The sequence below is a fragment of the Pedobacter yonginensis genome (assembly GCF_003173595.1).
GTDB lineage: Bacteria > Bacteroidota > Bacteroidia > Sphingobacteriales > Sphingobacteriaceae > Pedobacter > Pedobacter yonginense.
Genome location: NZ_QGNZ01000001.1, coordinates 1,277,076 through 1,292,492 on the forward strand (window position 1 = coordinate 1,277,076; position 15,417 = coordinate 1,292,492).

The following is a 15,417-nucleotide window of genomic DNA, read 5'->3' on the forward strand; positions in this document are numbered from 1 at the left end:
TGGGCTTGTGGTAATTTTATTTACTTCGCACACGCGACAGGCGTGCGCCAGCTGGGGAAATTACCTAAATCTTGTATTTTCTCTGACATAAACTATATTCCGTTCATCATTAGTAATGTAAATGCCGAATCTCGTTAAAAGACTATCATTTTGATAAAACTTAACCGATTTTTGATTCGAATCTAGAATTATGGTTTGTCCAACCTTTATTTCTGGCGGAATGTAACCATATAATTCTGCATAGTTTTTTTTTACCCTATAAGGAAATAAAAAATCGGATTTTGAAAAGTCAATGTTTTCTACATTTGATTTCCCAACTTTAACCCTTACAATTCCAAAAGAATGATTAGTAGATTTATCGTAAGACACTACAGTCCCTGTAAGATAAACATGATTAATTAAAAGCTTATCAAGAGGCGCATTTTTCTTTGAGTCCATTTTAAACTTGATACAGATAAATAGACATATCATAATTACCAAGATAAGTATCTTTTTCATTTTTATGTTTACTTTAGTCCATTACCCACATAGTTCGCAATCGAAGATTCAATTGGCATCATCTTGTTCAGAATTCGACCAAAAACGCCTCTTTCTAAAGTCTGTTTGACATCATCTAAAGGTACGAATTCGGACGCCTGAAAACCTATTCACTCTGGATTCATGGACTCTAGCTGCAACACTTATACCTAAAGATATTCGTATTTCATTCTAAGCCTATTCTTATGTCCTTTTTGAGCCTTTATTTAACTTTATCCGAAAATAATAAACCCTTTGGACTTCGATTAAACAAAGCCCAACAATTTTTACATTGCTGGGCTTATGGTAATTCTATTCATTTCTCACCCGAGATACGCTTGAGACAGCTTAGGGAACGCTAGGAAATCTTCTTAAGGGAGAAAAGTCTCCCTTAAAAATGTCCAATTCATAAAAATTCTTATCGGCATCTAAGATTATAGATACAATTAAGAGCATTCCATCTTCGTCATAGAAGTCCTTATCCACGAGGACACCACCTGTGCGCCTATTATCTTCTCCATCTACCACAACTCTAAGGCTTCCCATTCCCCCATCATTCATTTCTTCGACGAAGATTTCTGGTAACTTAGAAACAATCCGTTTGCCTTCTTCTGTAATTTCGATCATATAGCTAATCAAATCAATTTCTTGTTGTTTAAGCTTTCTTTTAATCATTTTCTTGGTGGTTGCATTGTCCCAATATTTATTCTACCATTCGGAAGCTTTATGCCGCTATATTTTATAGTCACCCCATCGACCTTGACTACACCTTGAATTCTGACACTTGTTTTATACCTAGATGCTGGCTTCAGATCGTTCATTATCGCTGTTTTTACTTTTTTCAATATTTAACCCCGATTCGACCAAATATCTTGTTGCATGATTTAAATTGTTTCCAACTTCAGGAAATCCGAAATGAGGTTCAGCTTTAGGAAATGGCATGTTCACAAAGGCATGTAACCCTCTAACAATATTAGTCGTTACAACAACTGGGTCGCCCCACCTATCAGCTAATACCACTTTCGCAGCAGCATATGAATCAGCTACACTATGTGTTATTATAGATTTTACTAATGCGGCTTTAGTAGCCTCTCGTCTGTATGTATTGATACCCGCCCTATCAATTTGAGCCTCAGTAAGAACTTGGCTAAATTCACTTCGCCAGTAATTGTTCCAACCTTGTGAATCTGACTGACCAGTATTTGGCAAACTTGACCAATATGCATTTTGCCGAAATTCATTAAGACGATTCCAAGGTACCATAAAAAAATCATTCCTACCATCATCTGTATTGATTATAGTATTGCCGTGAGGGTCAACATACCTCGTAGAAAAGGCGTATGGCGATCTACCATCAGGATCAATAATTGATACAGGTTCATTTGTAGCATAATTAAATGGAGACCAATGCTGATACTTCTCCGCCAAGGGATCCACCACATTCCATCTGCCGATAATCGGATCATAAAACCTTGCTCCGTAATCATAATCCCCTAACTCCTCCTGAATCTCTTTCCCATTGTAAAGATATTTATTATTTCCAAAAACGGCAGATTTTCTAAGCCCAAAGCATAATAATTGTCTCGCTGTAAAACTTCTAATAACTGTGTGTTCGGATTTTTGTAAATCGATGCCCTCACATTGCCCAGATGGTCGCTCAGGTTGTATTCGTAGGTGTAGTTGCCGTTGCTGTTTCTTGCAATGCCCTCTTCAGTTTGTACAAAGTCTATAATGTTTCCGGTCTTGTACTGGATGCCATCCACATAATCAACCGTTCCAGCAGCGGACACCTTTTTGAGCTTCTTTCCCGTAGCATCGTAAGTATAGGATATACTCTGGCTTCCGGTAACTTGGCTTGGAAGATTGAGGTAATTATACTGTAAAGTGATTCCTTTCTGGCTGTCTGTTTTGAGGTTTCCGTTTACATCATAGGTGTACAAGCTGTTGGTAAAGCCCTTTATTCCCTTAAGCTTGTTCCCCTCATAGCCTGTATAATTGTTTGTGCTAAAGCCTTCGCGGGTCAGCTGGCGGCCTATACCTTTTTTGAGCTTGATATTTGACTTAACTCGAAAATACTAAATACATTAAACTTGGATTAATAAAGCCCAACGATCTGTAACATCGTTGGGCTTGTGGTAATTCTATTCATTTCGCTCACGAGACATGCGTGCGCCAGCTGAGTGGCTACCTGAGGATTTTACGGGATTCTATATAAATCTAAGTCGAAATGAACATTGTTTTCGCCAAAAACCTCATTATAATCATCCCCAAGGTGAACCCATGGAGTGCTATCTTCACTTCCTTCAGATAAAAATATAGCACACGAAAATTCACAATGGTATTTTTCAAATAACATATTAAAGAACTTGTACTTGAACTTTACTAACGTGATAAAGGAATCCATTTGGGATGAAAAGTCATCGTATTTTTGAAACCCAGGTGGTTCTATGATCCAGCCATTTTCTTTTGCTAGCTTAGACTCTGGAAGTTTACTATTTACCTTCTGTCCTTTAAAATATTGCTTGATTGGAATCACACCAATCTCCTTGGTTATTTCGTCGTGAGAAATATCTTCAAAATCCCATATTCCCAGTGTCAATATTATTTCATGCTTCTTCATATACAAAATTTACCAAAAAAAGAATTCAGGGAGTACTACTCTTGGGACAACTGGCATTTCCATTGGCGTAAAGGTAGGCAAGGGAGCAATAATCGGAGTAGGAAGTATAGCAGGTGCTAATGGACCTGTAAATCTATATTTTGTATTCCAAAATCCATTTAATGATAAGCTCATTTGATCCAAATGTTTCAAGTTAATTCCTATCGGCTCGCCTGATCCTTTTCCACCCTTGCGCATCTCATAGACATTACCATTTTTGTCTTTGTAGAGATCAAGTTTACCTCCTCCTTTACCTTTATCGCTATGATCCCATAAGCCGCTCTTTATCAATTGTTCAATCTCACCTTTTGATAGTTGCTTATACTGTTTTGGATCCTTTGGGTTTTGTACCCCAACCCCATCAATGTCTTTATCAGATAAATCTCCGGCAATATAATTTCGCTCATTTTCCTGCTCCGGATAGAGATTACTATTATCCTGATTGGTTGTTTCAAAACCATATACGCCCGCTAAAAAATTCTGCCATTCAATCTTAAAATCATTTACAAAATTCTGCCCTTCAATCGCCCTTTGGGAATCAGCTTGGGCTTGTTCTTCGAGTGTCAGAGTATGACTTTTATCTTCAGGGAGCATTCCATCTGGATCTACAAACCTTATCGGATTGTTAAAACTATAATTGTATGGACTAAATCTCCTTGATGCTTCCGCAAGCGGATCCACCACATTCCATCTACCAATAACCGGGTCATAAAACCTTGCTCCGTAATCGTATTGTTCGCCCAATTCTTCCTGTACCTCTTTGCCGTTGTACAGATATTTGTTGTCCAAGCCAACTGGCGATACCGACTTTCTCTTTCCAAAGGCATAATAATCATCTGCCTGAAGCTTTCTTACCGCTCCGTTGTAAATATCGAAAGTATATCGCACATTTCCAAGGTGGTCTGCAAGGTTGTAGTGGTAGCCATAGTTTCCGGCATTGTTTTGCGCTACGCCTTCCTCGGTGTGGATGATGTCGATCGTGTTGCCGTTGTACTCAATCCCATCTACATACTGCCTTATTGTGCCATTGCTGTTCTTGGTGAGTTTTTTGCCAGAAGCATCGTAGGTATAGGCTACCGATACGCCCGCCTTGTTGGCCGTTCTGGGGCATATATCGTTTTCGAGCTTGATATCTGACTTAACTCGAAAATACTAAACACATTATACTTAACTTAAAAAAGCCCAACGATTTTTTACATCGTTGGGCTTGTGATAATTCTATTCATTTCGCATACGCGACAGGCGTGCGCCAGCTGAGATTAAGTTATCTAATAATAAAAGATGTCAATAAAAAAAAGAATGATCCCAACTGTTAAATACACAATAAAAAAAGGATAATATCTTACAAATCTCTTTGATTTATTACGCTCAATTATACCCGTAATCTTTGTATGAAAAAATGCAAAAATTAAAAGATTATAACAACCAGTAAAAAAAACAGCTGCTTTCCAATTAAATGGAATTTGATTATTTATAAAATATATCCATCCGAAATTTACAATTAACAAAACAGTTAAACTAGATCCAATTTTATACTCTTTAGAATGATTCCCATCTGTTAACCAAAAAGATTCAACAAAATAATAAGAGTATACATTGAAAGAAATAATAAAGTCCTTAATTGTATTGATCATAAGTTTCTTTCATTTTTTTTGCTGTTACAATCATCGCTTTAGATTCCTCAACTTTATACCCTAATGAAATTGCTAGTTCAAAGTTAGATACCGCTTCTTTATGATGTCCTAACATTAAGCAGCTAAAACCTTTCTGAAGATAATAATATCCTTTTTGATTCAAAGGCTTTGAAAGTATAACACTATCTATTTTGGCATTTGCTAAAATAAATTTTTGTTGTTTGATAAGGGTATCAACCAATAAACTATCTTTATTCTCTTCGATACTGCTGATCGAACTCGATACTTTCTTATTGTTGTTCTCACTTTGGGAGCACGATACCATAAAAGCTAATAAAAGCGTCATAAATCCTATTTTTTTCATCGTTTGTCCTGATTCATTATCTCTCTCATCTTATTTAAATATTCATACATTCGCTTATTAGCTTGGCTTTCTCTTTTTATATAAACTTCGTCACCGCTTACCCTATACATATTTCTATTAAACAACATTTCTTTATTTTCCGCATTAGCCATTTCGCTTAGCCCTCTTAAAGTATTATTGTAGTAATAATGAACTCCTTGTAACGCAGTAAAACCAGTTCCAGAACCTACAAGTTTAGCACCTATTTGTTCTATTGCAAAACTTAAGACTTTTTCTTGTGCCTCTTTTCCATTTCTTGAATTCATCAGATCGACGACTTTTAAGGCTCCACCTGAGTATGGTGCAAATTTACACATCTTAGGATTAACTTCATTTATCAAATCAAAAGCTGTTTGAGCTTGACTAGCTGCATTTAAAGTAGGATTCGATTGTCCTGGGGCCAATATCGCATTATTTGGAGCTAAAGGTAATATATTATTTCTTGTATTATCTTGAGAAGTTGTAACAGGCCTTACCACTACGACACTAATATCATCCAACTGAATTACGTCTACATTAGGGTTGAATGGAGTAACTCCAGGAGCGGGTGGCACTAGTTGATTGGTTTTAACTGTATCTAAACCAAAGGGGTCCATATACGCAATAGGATTATCTAAAACATAATTATATGGATTACTATTGAAATGGAATTCTGCCAACGGATCCACCACGTTCCATCTACCGATAACCGGGTCATAGAATCTTGCTCCGTAATCATACTCCCCTAACTCCTCCTGAATCTCTTTCCCATTGTAAAGATATTTATTATTTCCAAAAACGGCAGATTTTCTAAGCCCAAAAGCATAATAATTGTCTCGCTGTAAAACTTCTAATAACTGTGTGTTCGGGTTTTTGTAAAATGATGCCCTCACATTGCCTAGATGGTCGCTCAGGTTGTATTCGTAAGTGTAGTTCCCGTTGCTGTTTCTGGCAATGCCCTCTTCAGTCTGTACACAGTCTATAATGTTTCCGGTCTTGTACTGGATGCCATCCACATAATCAACCGTTCCAGCAGCGGACACCTTTTTGAGCTTCTTTCCCGTAGCATCGTAGGTGTAGGATATGCTCTGGCTTCCGGTAACTTGGCTTGGAAGGTTGAGATAATTATATTGTAAAGTGTTTCCTTTCTGGCTGTCTGTTTTGAGGTTTCCGTTTACATCATAGGTGTACAAGCTGTTGGTAAAGCCCTTTATTTCCTTAAGCTTGTTCCCCTCATAGCCAGTATAATTGTTTGTGCCAAAGCCTTCGCGGGTCAACTGGCGGCTTATGCCTTTTTTGAGCCTTTTATTTGACTTAACTCGACAATACTAAACACATTAGACTTGGATTAAAAAAGCCCAACAATTTTTACATTGCTGGGCTTATGGTAATTCTATTCATTTCGCACACGCCACACGCGTGCGCAAGCTTAGGAGATAAAATCAGAAAAAAAGCAATACCACAACTGTTGAGATTACTGAATAAATAAAATATATCCAAAAGGCAGTTCGTCCAAATCGATACCAAAAATCACTTCTATTTTCAATCCTAGCAAAATAAATTTGTCGTCTCTTATACAAATAAAAAAAATCAAAAGCTAAAAGGCTAAGATAACAAACAATAGAAACTGGGACTACTTCTGACGCAATTGCCAATTTCTTGCCACCTGGATTAAAGAAAAGCCTTAGTATGACAATAATATTCCAGACTTGAAAAAAAGAAATCATCATCAAGGCTGAAAAGGATGGATCAGATTCGTTTCTGGTTTTTCGTATAAAATCGTTCATCCAATAATATATAGTTCTCATGAATTTTAATTTATCTTTGAGTATTAACCGCGGTATTGTCAGTCACCATTTTTGAAGGGTCGCGATAATTTTGTCCCGTGTAATGTGAATCATCAAAAGCAGTTTCCCCTAAAAACATTGCTCCATCAACAAGTAAATTTGTCCTTCCTAGATCCCCTTTTCGTTGTAAAGATATTCATTATTTCCAAGAACGGTAGATCTTCCCATTCAGAAAACAGACACCTTTTTGAGCTTCTTTCCCGTAGCATCGTAAGTATACGATATGCTTTGGCTTCCGGTAACTTGGCTTGGAAGGTTGAGGTAATTATACTGTAAAGTGATTCCTTTCTGGCTGTCTGTTTTGAGGTTTCCGTTTACATCATACGTGTACAGACTGTTGGTAAAGCCCTTTATTTCCTTAAGCTTGTTCCCCTCATAGCAAGTATAATTGTTTGTGCCAAAGCCTTCGCGGGTCAGCTGGGGGGCCTACCGTTTTTGAGACTAGTATTTGACTTATTTCGAAAATACTAAAACACCTTAAACTTGGACTAAAAAGGCCCAACGATTTTTTACATCGTTGGGCTTGTGGTAATGCTATTCATTGCGCACACGCGACACGCGTGCGCCAGCTGAGGTGTTCCTGGTAATTGACGCACTTATAAGAGATTTTAAAGCCAAAAAAGCTTATGCATCATAAAACAGCAAAGCCCAACGATTTTTTACATCGTTGGGCTTGTAGTAATTCTATTCATTTCCCACACGCGACACGCGTGCGCCGGCGAGGGGCCAGTACCGTATATAAATTACTTCTGACTCAAAGCCAATTCCTTATGTAATTTTTCTATAAAATTCGCTTCAAAATAAATTAATAGATCCTTTTTTTCAGCGTTGGTTAATTTATCAGTTTCACTTGTGCCTCCATAGTTATTATGGTAGGCATAGCAAATAAAAATCGCAGAGGAGCGTTCGCTATTCCAGTCTTTTTCATCGCCGTAATACCTTACTACATATTCATTATTTATACCACTACTTGCAATCTTTATAGTGAAGTAGGTAGTTCCATCGTTGTAGTTATCAAGGGTTTTCAAGCTATCCCTCATAATATTTGGATTATTTTCAATTAAGGCATTTACAGCTTTTTCTAAAATTGTCTTTGAGACTTTGAAATCATACTGCTTAAATGATCCATGGGTTCCAGCACTAATATTGCAAGAAGCTAAAATTGATGCTGTTAAAAAAAGAAAAATATATTTCATTATTTATTTTTATAAATTATTTTCAATGGAAGAAACACCTGCGTTTTAGGCAAGGCTATTATTCCAAGCCCAGCTCCCAAAATTAAAGCTTGAGCTCTTTGCTTAACACTTAACATCGGGTGTGCCGCTAAAAACAATTCTTGTCCTACAAAGGTCCAATCAGCGTTAATCACCTTTGGACTTGTTGCTAAACCTTTGATTCCGTTTATTCCAGCCTTATCATAATTGAGATCATGCCAAATTCCGGGGTATTCAACAATGTTAGTTGGTTGGTAAGAGTAATCATATTTTCCATTGTATTTCTTTGGATTGTCCCCGCCCGGGTAAGAAAGATCGCCAAGTAGTCCATACCACTGCTGATTCAAGGTCCTTGGGTCCAACGCTTCTGGGGTTAAATCTCCTTGTATGCGATGCCAAAACTTATTATAGGATTTGTGGTCAGTTACCCAATTATTGCCGCCATAAAAATCTTTTTGGCTGCTTATATTGAACCCTTCCATTAGTTTTCCTCCGTTACTTAATATTCCAGACCCTTCCGTTTTCATCTCCGCATCAAGAAAGCTTGATATTTGGGACATATTTGGCTTATTGTTCAGTGCAGATTCGGTTTGCATCATGGAAAGAAATCGTTCTATATCTTCTTTCTTATCTGTACTATAACCATTGGCGGTTCTTTCCCACAGTCCAAAAGGATCTGTATAATTAACTGGATTATTGAAACAATATCTGAATGGAGTTAGGTTTGGTGCCATTTCAGCAAGCATATCCGGAACATTCCATCTACCAATAATAGGATCATAAAACCTTGCTCCGTAATCATAATGTTCACCTAACTCATCCTGTACCTCTTTTCCGTTGTACAGGTATTTGTTGTCCAATCCAACTGGCGATACCGACCTTCTCTTTCCAAAGGCATAGTAATCATCTGCCTGAAGCCTTCTTACCGCTCCGTTGTAAATATCGAAAGTATATCGCACATTTCCAAGGTGATCTGTAAGGTTGTAGTGGTAACTGTAGTTTCCGCTATTGTTTTGCGCTACGCCTTCTTCGGTGTGGATAATGTCGATCGTGTTTCCATTGTACTCAATCCCATCTACATACTGCCTTATTGCGCCATTGCTGTTCTTGGTGAGTTTTTTACCAGAAGCATCGTAGGTATAGGCTACCAATACGCCCGCTTTGTTGGCCGTTGCGGGCAAGTTCAGGTAGTTGTAGGTGAGTGCCATCCCGTTCCGGCCATCCAAGGTGGCGTTCCCGTTGGCATCGTATTGGTAGTTCTGTGCCGTTACGCCAGCTACCGAGTTCAGCCTGTTACCTGTATAGCTATATTGGTTGGCACCTGTGTTGTCTCGGTTGAGGGTGTTGATGTTGCCCATCACATCGTAGGTGAGTTCCTCGCTCATTACAATGCCTGTGCTTATGCCCTTTTTGAGCCTGTTCAATCCATCATAGGTATAGGTATAAGTGTTTGGTAGTACTGCCCCTAGGCCCCATTTCTGGTCGACAATGTTACCATTGTACTGGGGCAGGGTGCCATTTGCATACCTCAGTTCCATCGAGAATTCCTTGCTCGTACTGCCCTTCATCCAGCCCCGCTCGTTGTAGGCAAAGCCCGTGTTCTGCATAAAGGTTGTCCCGTCGGTACCGTGCAGGTTCTTGCCCTTCAATTGGCCAAGCTCGTTGTAGTCCAGCTTGCTCAGGGTAACCTCATCCTGCCCGTTAATGCTTTCCATGGTGGCCAGTTTCCTGCCCGCATGGTCGTACTCGTAGCGGTTGGCTATCTTCGTCTCCGCTCCGTTCAAGGTCTGGGTGTGGGTCCTCAGGCTTGCCGTCAGTTCGCCTGCAAAGTTGTAGGTATTGTCGGTGATGTCCCTTCCGCCAAGGTGGTTCTCCGCGCGGGTCTGCACCGTTCTCCCTTCTTCATCGTAGTAGAACGTAGTGAGGAGCATGGTCCCCGTGCCGAGCGTAGTGATCTTGGTACCCGTCGGCAGTCCCTTTATCCTTGCCCCGTCCATCTGCCCGGCAGCTGCACCGCCCAGCGTATTGCCCGGAAAGGCATAATCGTCATAGTAGCTGATGGTTTGGTTGCTTGTGGCGGTCTGAGGAAAGGCGCTGTTGGTGTAGCCTATTGTGGTACCGTTGTCCCTGCTTTCCCAGAGCACACCCTGCCCGTTTACCGATGTCTGTAGGTTGTTTCTCGTATCGGGGCTGTTGTAGATTCCCGAATAAACCGTTCTGCCCAGTGCATCGTACTTGGTGAACAGCCACTGACCCTTTGTTTGCTGGTTGGCATCCTGGGTCAGCACTACCTGATCGAGCTTGTTGTACACCATGTATTCCCAGCCCTTGCCCGGGATCTTCTTTTCGATCAGCCGCTTTCTGCCATCGTAATGGTAACCATAGATATAGCGCAGGAAGGCCTCATCTGTCTCGATGAAGGAAGCCAGATTGGCATAGCCCGCGATCCCGTTCTCGTTTACCGCTGGCGGAAGTACATAATCCAAATTTCCGAGGTCATCGTAAACATAGTAGGTGCTTAGGCTTTTGGTGCCGGTTTCCCAGGTCCTCTTCAGCACGACCCTCCCCTCAAAGTCCTTGAACTCCTCGGTGGTTCCGGCCTTTCCGTCGGCAGTTTTCCAGTTTTCATCCTTGCTAACTGTTTTGTAGAGCTTCCCGGGTTGGTAAAAGGCGTTAAGGGAGGAAGCGCCGTTGGTTCCCACCGTCCAGAGCCTGACCTCGCCCGTGGCATTGGTTCCGTAGTCGGTCCTCACCACATGGCCCGTATCCACTCCTACCGATGGCTGCCAGATGATGCCCGGGGCACCCTGCTGCAGCACTCGATTGAGCGGACTGGCCTCGAACACCGTTTCGGAGAATGGCTTCGGCGTTTTTACCGCATCGCCCGTGCTGGTGTAAAAGGCTGGCTGGCCGATGCTCAACGCGTCTGCACGGTAGGCGCCGTTGTTGCCCGCCTCGGTGTAGGGCAGGTACTTGAAGCGCTCCCGACCGAGGGCATCGTAGGCCATGGGCTGGATGATGTCCTTGCCCGTTGGGCTGGCCTGTACCGAGATCGTCTGGATTGGACGTCCCAAGCCATCGAAATAGGCTATGGTCCGCATCTCCTCGCAGGCGCTCCTGGCATTGTCTATATTGCCACTGTTTACGCCTGCGGTCTTGAACACCCGGCTCATAATGTAGTTCTGGTTCGCACTGGGCGCAGCGCTCAAGGGGAAGCAGTTTACATAGCTTGTCCCGGTAAAGATGCGCAGCGTATTCCCCTCTGGAACGTAGAACCCATCCTTGAGGGTTACGCTCTTGCCTGCGGTAATCGTGCGCTGGCCCGAATAGGTGTTTAAAACAAGGTTCTGTGCACGTGCCGTGCCGAGCTGGACAGCCAGTGCCAGCGATATGGATAAAAATTTTGTGTATCTGTTCATGATCGAGCGCTTAGTTCTTATAATGGTAATCATTGCTTTTTACGATGTTGCCGTTTTGGTCCTTCACATACTTTAACCTTCCGAAGGCATCGTACTCGTAATAGGTGGTCATGCCCTTGGCATCGGTTTGGGAGGTCATCCCAACCAATGGCTTGTAGGTGTAGGTGCTGATTTGGGCATTGGGAAGGTTGATGTAAAGTTTTTTCAACTCCTCTCGCAACTGGGCATCACTGGCTGGGTTACTTAAAATAGCTTGATTTACGAACTGTTTTGCCGTATTGTAATCACTATTGGAAATTTTAGCTACTGGATATTTTTGGTTATATCCCCATAAGTAAACATCCTTTGGCTGGCCGTCTTTGTTCTGTTCTACAATTCTGCCATTAAAGCTATTGTAGAAGTAATCTGGAGTATAGCGACTATCTTTTGTGATTGTACTGTTTGAGTTGCCTGAAGGCTGAAAACTTGCTGATAAAGGTATCGTTAACTTGATGCTATTGATTGAATTTAAAAAAACGTTTGGAATTATGCTCCAACCAAGAGACTCCACTCTTGGCTGAATGCTAAAAGAGTTGAAATTTGCACTGGCCAACTTACCATTTACCCAAGAAGTTGTTTCAATGGGTGCATTGATAAATTGATCTTGCATCTCTAAAATTGGCTTAAATGCTGCATCAGCATTATTTTTTGCACTCAGGTGCGCATTTGCATAGACGTTAGACGGATCCATAAAATTAGTCCTCCTATAATCAACGTAATTTTTTCGTGCGTTAAGCAAGCAAATTCTTCTCTTAAACCAAGCTAATTTCTTACCTCCAGTTGTAATTCCTGATGTAGAAATTCTTTGTGAATAGATGGCATCACATGATTTACAGCTACTCTGATATGTATCCCAGCCATCCGACATAGATGTTGCAAAGGTTGGTATAAAGTCGAATACATATTTGAAATTCGTAGCTAAGTTGCTACCAGTGCTCTTTGTAGATGCTTTTCTGGTAACCGATCTGTGATAAGGACTAGTGTAAAACAAAGTATCGCTAGTGCTTAATTCTTTGAAGGTGTTTTTATCTATCAGCGTTTCGTTGGTAATGCTGTACTTTTTCCAATAGCCTCTCAGCTTATATTCTGTCATAGAGGTGATTAATCCACCTTGATTAGGCGCAATATTTCTTATAATTAATCCTGGGGTAAATACTTTAGTACTATCATAATCAAATTTATAATTCACACTTCGCAAGAGTTGCCCTTTGGCATCAAAATGTGTTTAAGCTTGTAGCTCACCCCTTTCAAAATTATATGGCAATGGCGCAGCGGGATAATTCGGTATTTTTGGATCGCAATAAGAAGATGAGGATAAATTACGGTACGCTACATCCTCAACATTGTTTTCGAATAGGCTTGAGCCAAAATAGCGATAAACGCTAGAACCGTTCAGATCTTGACTTACAGTTACCGTTTTATAACCGATATGGTTTCCTTGCACATTCTGCATCGGCAATGAACTTACCGGTGAAATGATGGCTGTAACTGGAGGTTGTGTCATACCAACTGGAGCGATATTTAAGCAACCGCCTATATACCGATTTGGACTATTGTCGGTTTCACTAGGTGTTACGGTTCCTAGGAGGCCAAGTAGGGTATTTCTAATTGCTGAGATATAATAAGGTCTGTCGTATAAAATACCTGATGATCTATTGGCATCATCATAACTGTAACGCTCTGTTATTGGTTGCTGTAATTCATTAGCAGGATTTTTGGTAATGGTTTTAATGCGTAAGCCCCCGACAATTGGATCTAAAACGGAATAGGGTTTAAATTTGCTGATTGTCAATGTCGCACCTTTTGTGGTGATGCTGTTATCTCTAAACATTTTGATGGTGTATGTGCCAGGAGGAATGTTTTTAACCATTGTGCTTGTTTTATTTGGATCAGCACCGCCAGATGCCACAACATTACCTTTTGAATCAATAATGCGATAACTGGCCAAACATAGGTTTGTATTGAAGCCACAATCCGTATTTGAAAACATCAATTCGTAGGCTTCATCGCCTGTAAAAGTCACATTAGGCCAGTCTAAAATATAACTTCCATTATAACCTACCCAATAACTATTAACATATTCTAAATTGTATCTCAAAGCATTAACTTTCGCTTGATTTGCCTCAAATTCAAAATTTGTGAAACCACCTGTAGGGTAGGTAACTTTTGTTAACGCTCCATTTTGCATGGCCGGCCAAGCCGAATCTCGATTTGCCCCATCTTTATTTATAATGGTGTAGGTATCTTTAGATAAAATAGGTAAAACATTGGTGTTTCTTGCTGCATTATAGAATCCCCAGTGATCAATCGCAAAGGATAGGCGTCTTGGTAGTACATTACTGAAATAATCAAATCTATAAGGCGGCAAAGCCTGTCCGTCGCTACCAACTTCAACAACGGACTCTAGCTTCAGCCTTTTTTTATCGGTTCCAATCTTAAGCCCATTAGTTAACAAAGTAGTTGGAAGTGGAACTGCGTTGGCTTCGTCTTCATTAAAATAACTGGTATTGAATTGCATTTTCTTTATAACCTGCTTATTAGCAGATACTACGATTTCTTTTAATGCCTTAGCCTCGGTGTTGGGTAATTCGATTTCTGGATTTGCACCTTCAAAATTGCCATTGGCCAAGTCTTGTCTGGCTTGCTCTGATGCGGTGAAAACAACATTCCCTTGAGAAGAAACGATTTCTGCTAATCTCACGCCTTTAACGTACATTCTAGAAAGCGAATACGGCCTTATACCGGAAGCATTGATGTTAGCAATATCATTCGTTACGGGAGGGAAATATGACCAAGAAAAAGTGCTAAAAGATTCAGCTTCATAAAACAGTTTAACTACATCTGATTGATCTGCTGATTCTATTTTATAGAGGTACCAGCTGGAATAAATTCTATCTAACGCTACTGATGTACCAAGCTCTGTTTGTACAGTAGGAAAAGACATTTCTATTGGCGGAACACCCTTTTCTATGCTACCAGTGGAGGGTTTGCCAAAAAAATACTTTGTGCCATCATTGGTTGTGATTGTGAAGCCCTGTATGTTTACGCTTTCACTTGTACCGACAGCGGTTCTTTGCCATACATAATCTATTTTCAAATCTTCATTTCCAGATACCAAAATTGGGCTTCTATCATCATTAAAATAGAACTGCCCAGTGTGTCCATTGAAGTTAAAAAAGAACAAATCCGGTTCAGCGTCTTCAGTCCCTTTGTAAACGGCATTATCATGTTCTCGGAAAGGATCGATATTACCATTAGGGTAGTTGTTATACAGACCGTAGTTGGCAAAATAACCATGTGCTCCATTTGCGGAGTTTGCGCCTTCATCGGCTATGCCCCTTATGGTTCTTGTAATTACCCCACCAGCATTTAAGGCCCAGCCTGTACCAACCCAGCTGGCTGTTTCTGCAACTTTAATTCCACCTGCATGGTAGCTCAAAGAAATGGGTAATTCAATTGAGCCCTCTTTTAGTGTGTATATGGGGATATTGATCTGTGGTATTCCGGTATGATAGTTAACAGGTACATCAACAAATTTACCCAAGGCCGCAGCATTGGGTGAGGCGATGCTAACTTTAGAATAATCGGTTTGGGCATTTATTTTTGTTGTAATGCCCAAAAATCCGATTACAAAGACTAGCAAAACATTAATCCTTATTTTTATCATATTTAATTTTTTAAGTATTTTTTCTGTTTTAGAATAATAG

The 15,417-nt window shown here is 40.3% G+C and carries 12 protein-coding genes and 1 pseudogene; all 13 read right to left on the reverse strand.

All coding sequences use genetic code 11. The annotated features are described in order from the left end of the window. Positions 1-60 precede the first annotated feature (60 nt). Positions 61-438, reverse strand: a complete 378-nt coding sequence (locus DHW03_RS05595) for a hypothetical protein (protein WP_109924719.1) — start codon at positions 436-438, stop codon at positions 61-63. A 426-nt stretch (positions 439-864) separates the two neighbouring features. Then, positions 865-1,191 (reverse strand): DUF6984 family protein, encoded by a 327-nt coding sequence (locus DHW03_RS05600; protein ID WP_109924720.1) that lies wholly within the window; start codon positions 1,189-1,191, stop codon positions 865-867. A gap of 120 nt (positions 1,192-1,311) precedes the next feature. After that, on the reverse strand, positions 1,312-2,118 hold the full coding sequence (locus DHW03_RS19480; RefSeq protein ID WP_317046800.1) for an RHS repeat-associated core domain-containing protein: 807 nt from the start codon (positions 2,116-2,118) through the stop codon (positions 1,312-1,314). Beyond that, a complete protein-coding gene (locus DHW03_RS19485) occupies positions 2,010-2,456 on the reverse strand; it encodes a hypothetical protein (protein WP_240618472.1) in 447 nt (148 codons plus the stop codon). Before DHW03_RS19485 ends, DHW03_RS19480 begins: the two co-directional genes overlap by 109 nt. Positions 2,457-2,713: 257 nt before the next feature. Then, entirely contained in the window at positions 2,714-3,136 is a 423-nt protein-coding gene (locus tag DHW03_RS05610; RefSeq protein ID WP_109924721.1) for a DUF4279 domain-containing protein, read from the reverse strand. 9 nt (positions 3,137-3,145) lie between these two features. Beyond that, positions 3,146-4,063: an RHS repeat-associated core domain-containing protein gene (locus tag DHW03_RS19490; protein WP_109924722.1), complete on the reverse strand. Its 918-nt coding sequence runs from the start codon at positions 4,061-4,063 to the stop codon at positions 3,146-3,148. 729 nt (positions 4,064-4,792) lie between these two features. Beyond that, complete coding sequence (locus DHW03_RS05630) at positions 4,793-5,173, reverse strand: hypothetical protein (protein WP_109924725.1); 381 nt, start codon at positions 5,171-5,173, stop codon at positions 4,793-4,795. Next, positions 5,170-6,468 (reverse strand): RHS repeat domain-containing protein, encoded by a 1,299-nt coding sequence (locus DHW03_RS05635; RefSeq protein WP_240618473.1) that lies wholly within the window; start codon positions 6,466-6,468, stop codon positions 5,170-5,172. The genes DHW03_RS05630 and DHW03_RS05635 overlap by 4 nt, the downstream gene beginning before the upstream one ends. Positions 6,469-7,781: 1,313 nt before the next feature. After that, complete coding sequence (locus DHW03_RS05645) at positions 7,782-8,234, reverse strand: hypothetical protein (protein WP_109924728.1); 453 nt, start codon at positions 8,232-8,234, stop codon at positions 7,782-7,784. After that, positions 8,234-11,008 (reverse strand): RHS repeat domain-containing protein, encoded by a 2,775-nt coding sequence (locus tag DHW03_RS05650; protein ID WP_165825363.1) that lies wholly within the window; start codon positions 11,006-11,008, stop codon positions 8,234-8,236. The genes DHW03_RS05645 and DHW03_RS05650 overlap by 1 nt, the downstream gene beginning before the upstream one ends. A gap of 30 nt (positions 11,009-11,038) precedes the next feature. Further along, positions 11,039-11,704: pseudogene (locus DHW03_RS19670) on the reverse strand (DUF6443 domain-containing protein); the annotation flags it as partial. Further along, a complete protein-coding gene (locus DHW03_RS05655) occupies positions 11,682-12,899 on the reverse strand; it encodes an RHS repeat domain-containing protein (RefSeq protein WP_109924730.1) in 1,218 nt (405 codons plus the stop codon). The gene DHW03_RS05655 and the pseudogene DHW03_RS19670, both read right to left, overlap by 23 nt. Positions 12,900-12,935: 36 nt before the next feature. After that, positions 12,936-15,377, reverse strand: coding sequence for a hypothetical protein (locus tag DHW03_RS05660; protein WP_133248503.1), 2,442 nt, complete (start codon positions 15,375-15,377; stop codon positions 12,936-12,938). Positions 15,378-15,417: the final 40 nt, after the last annotated feature.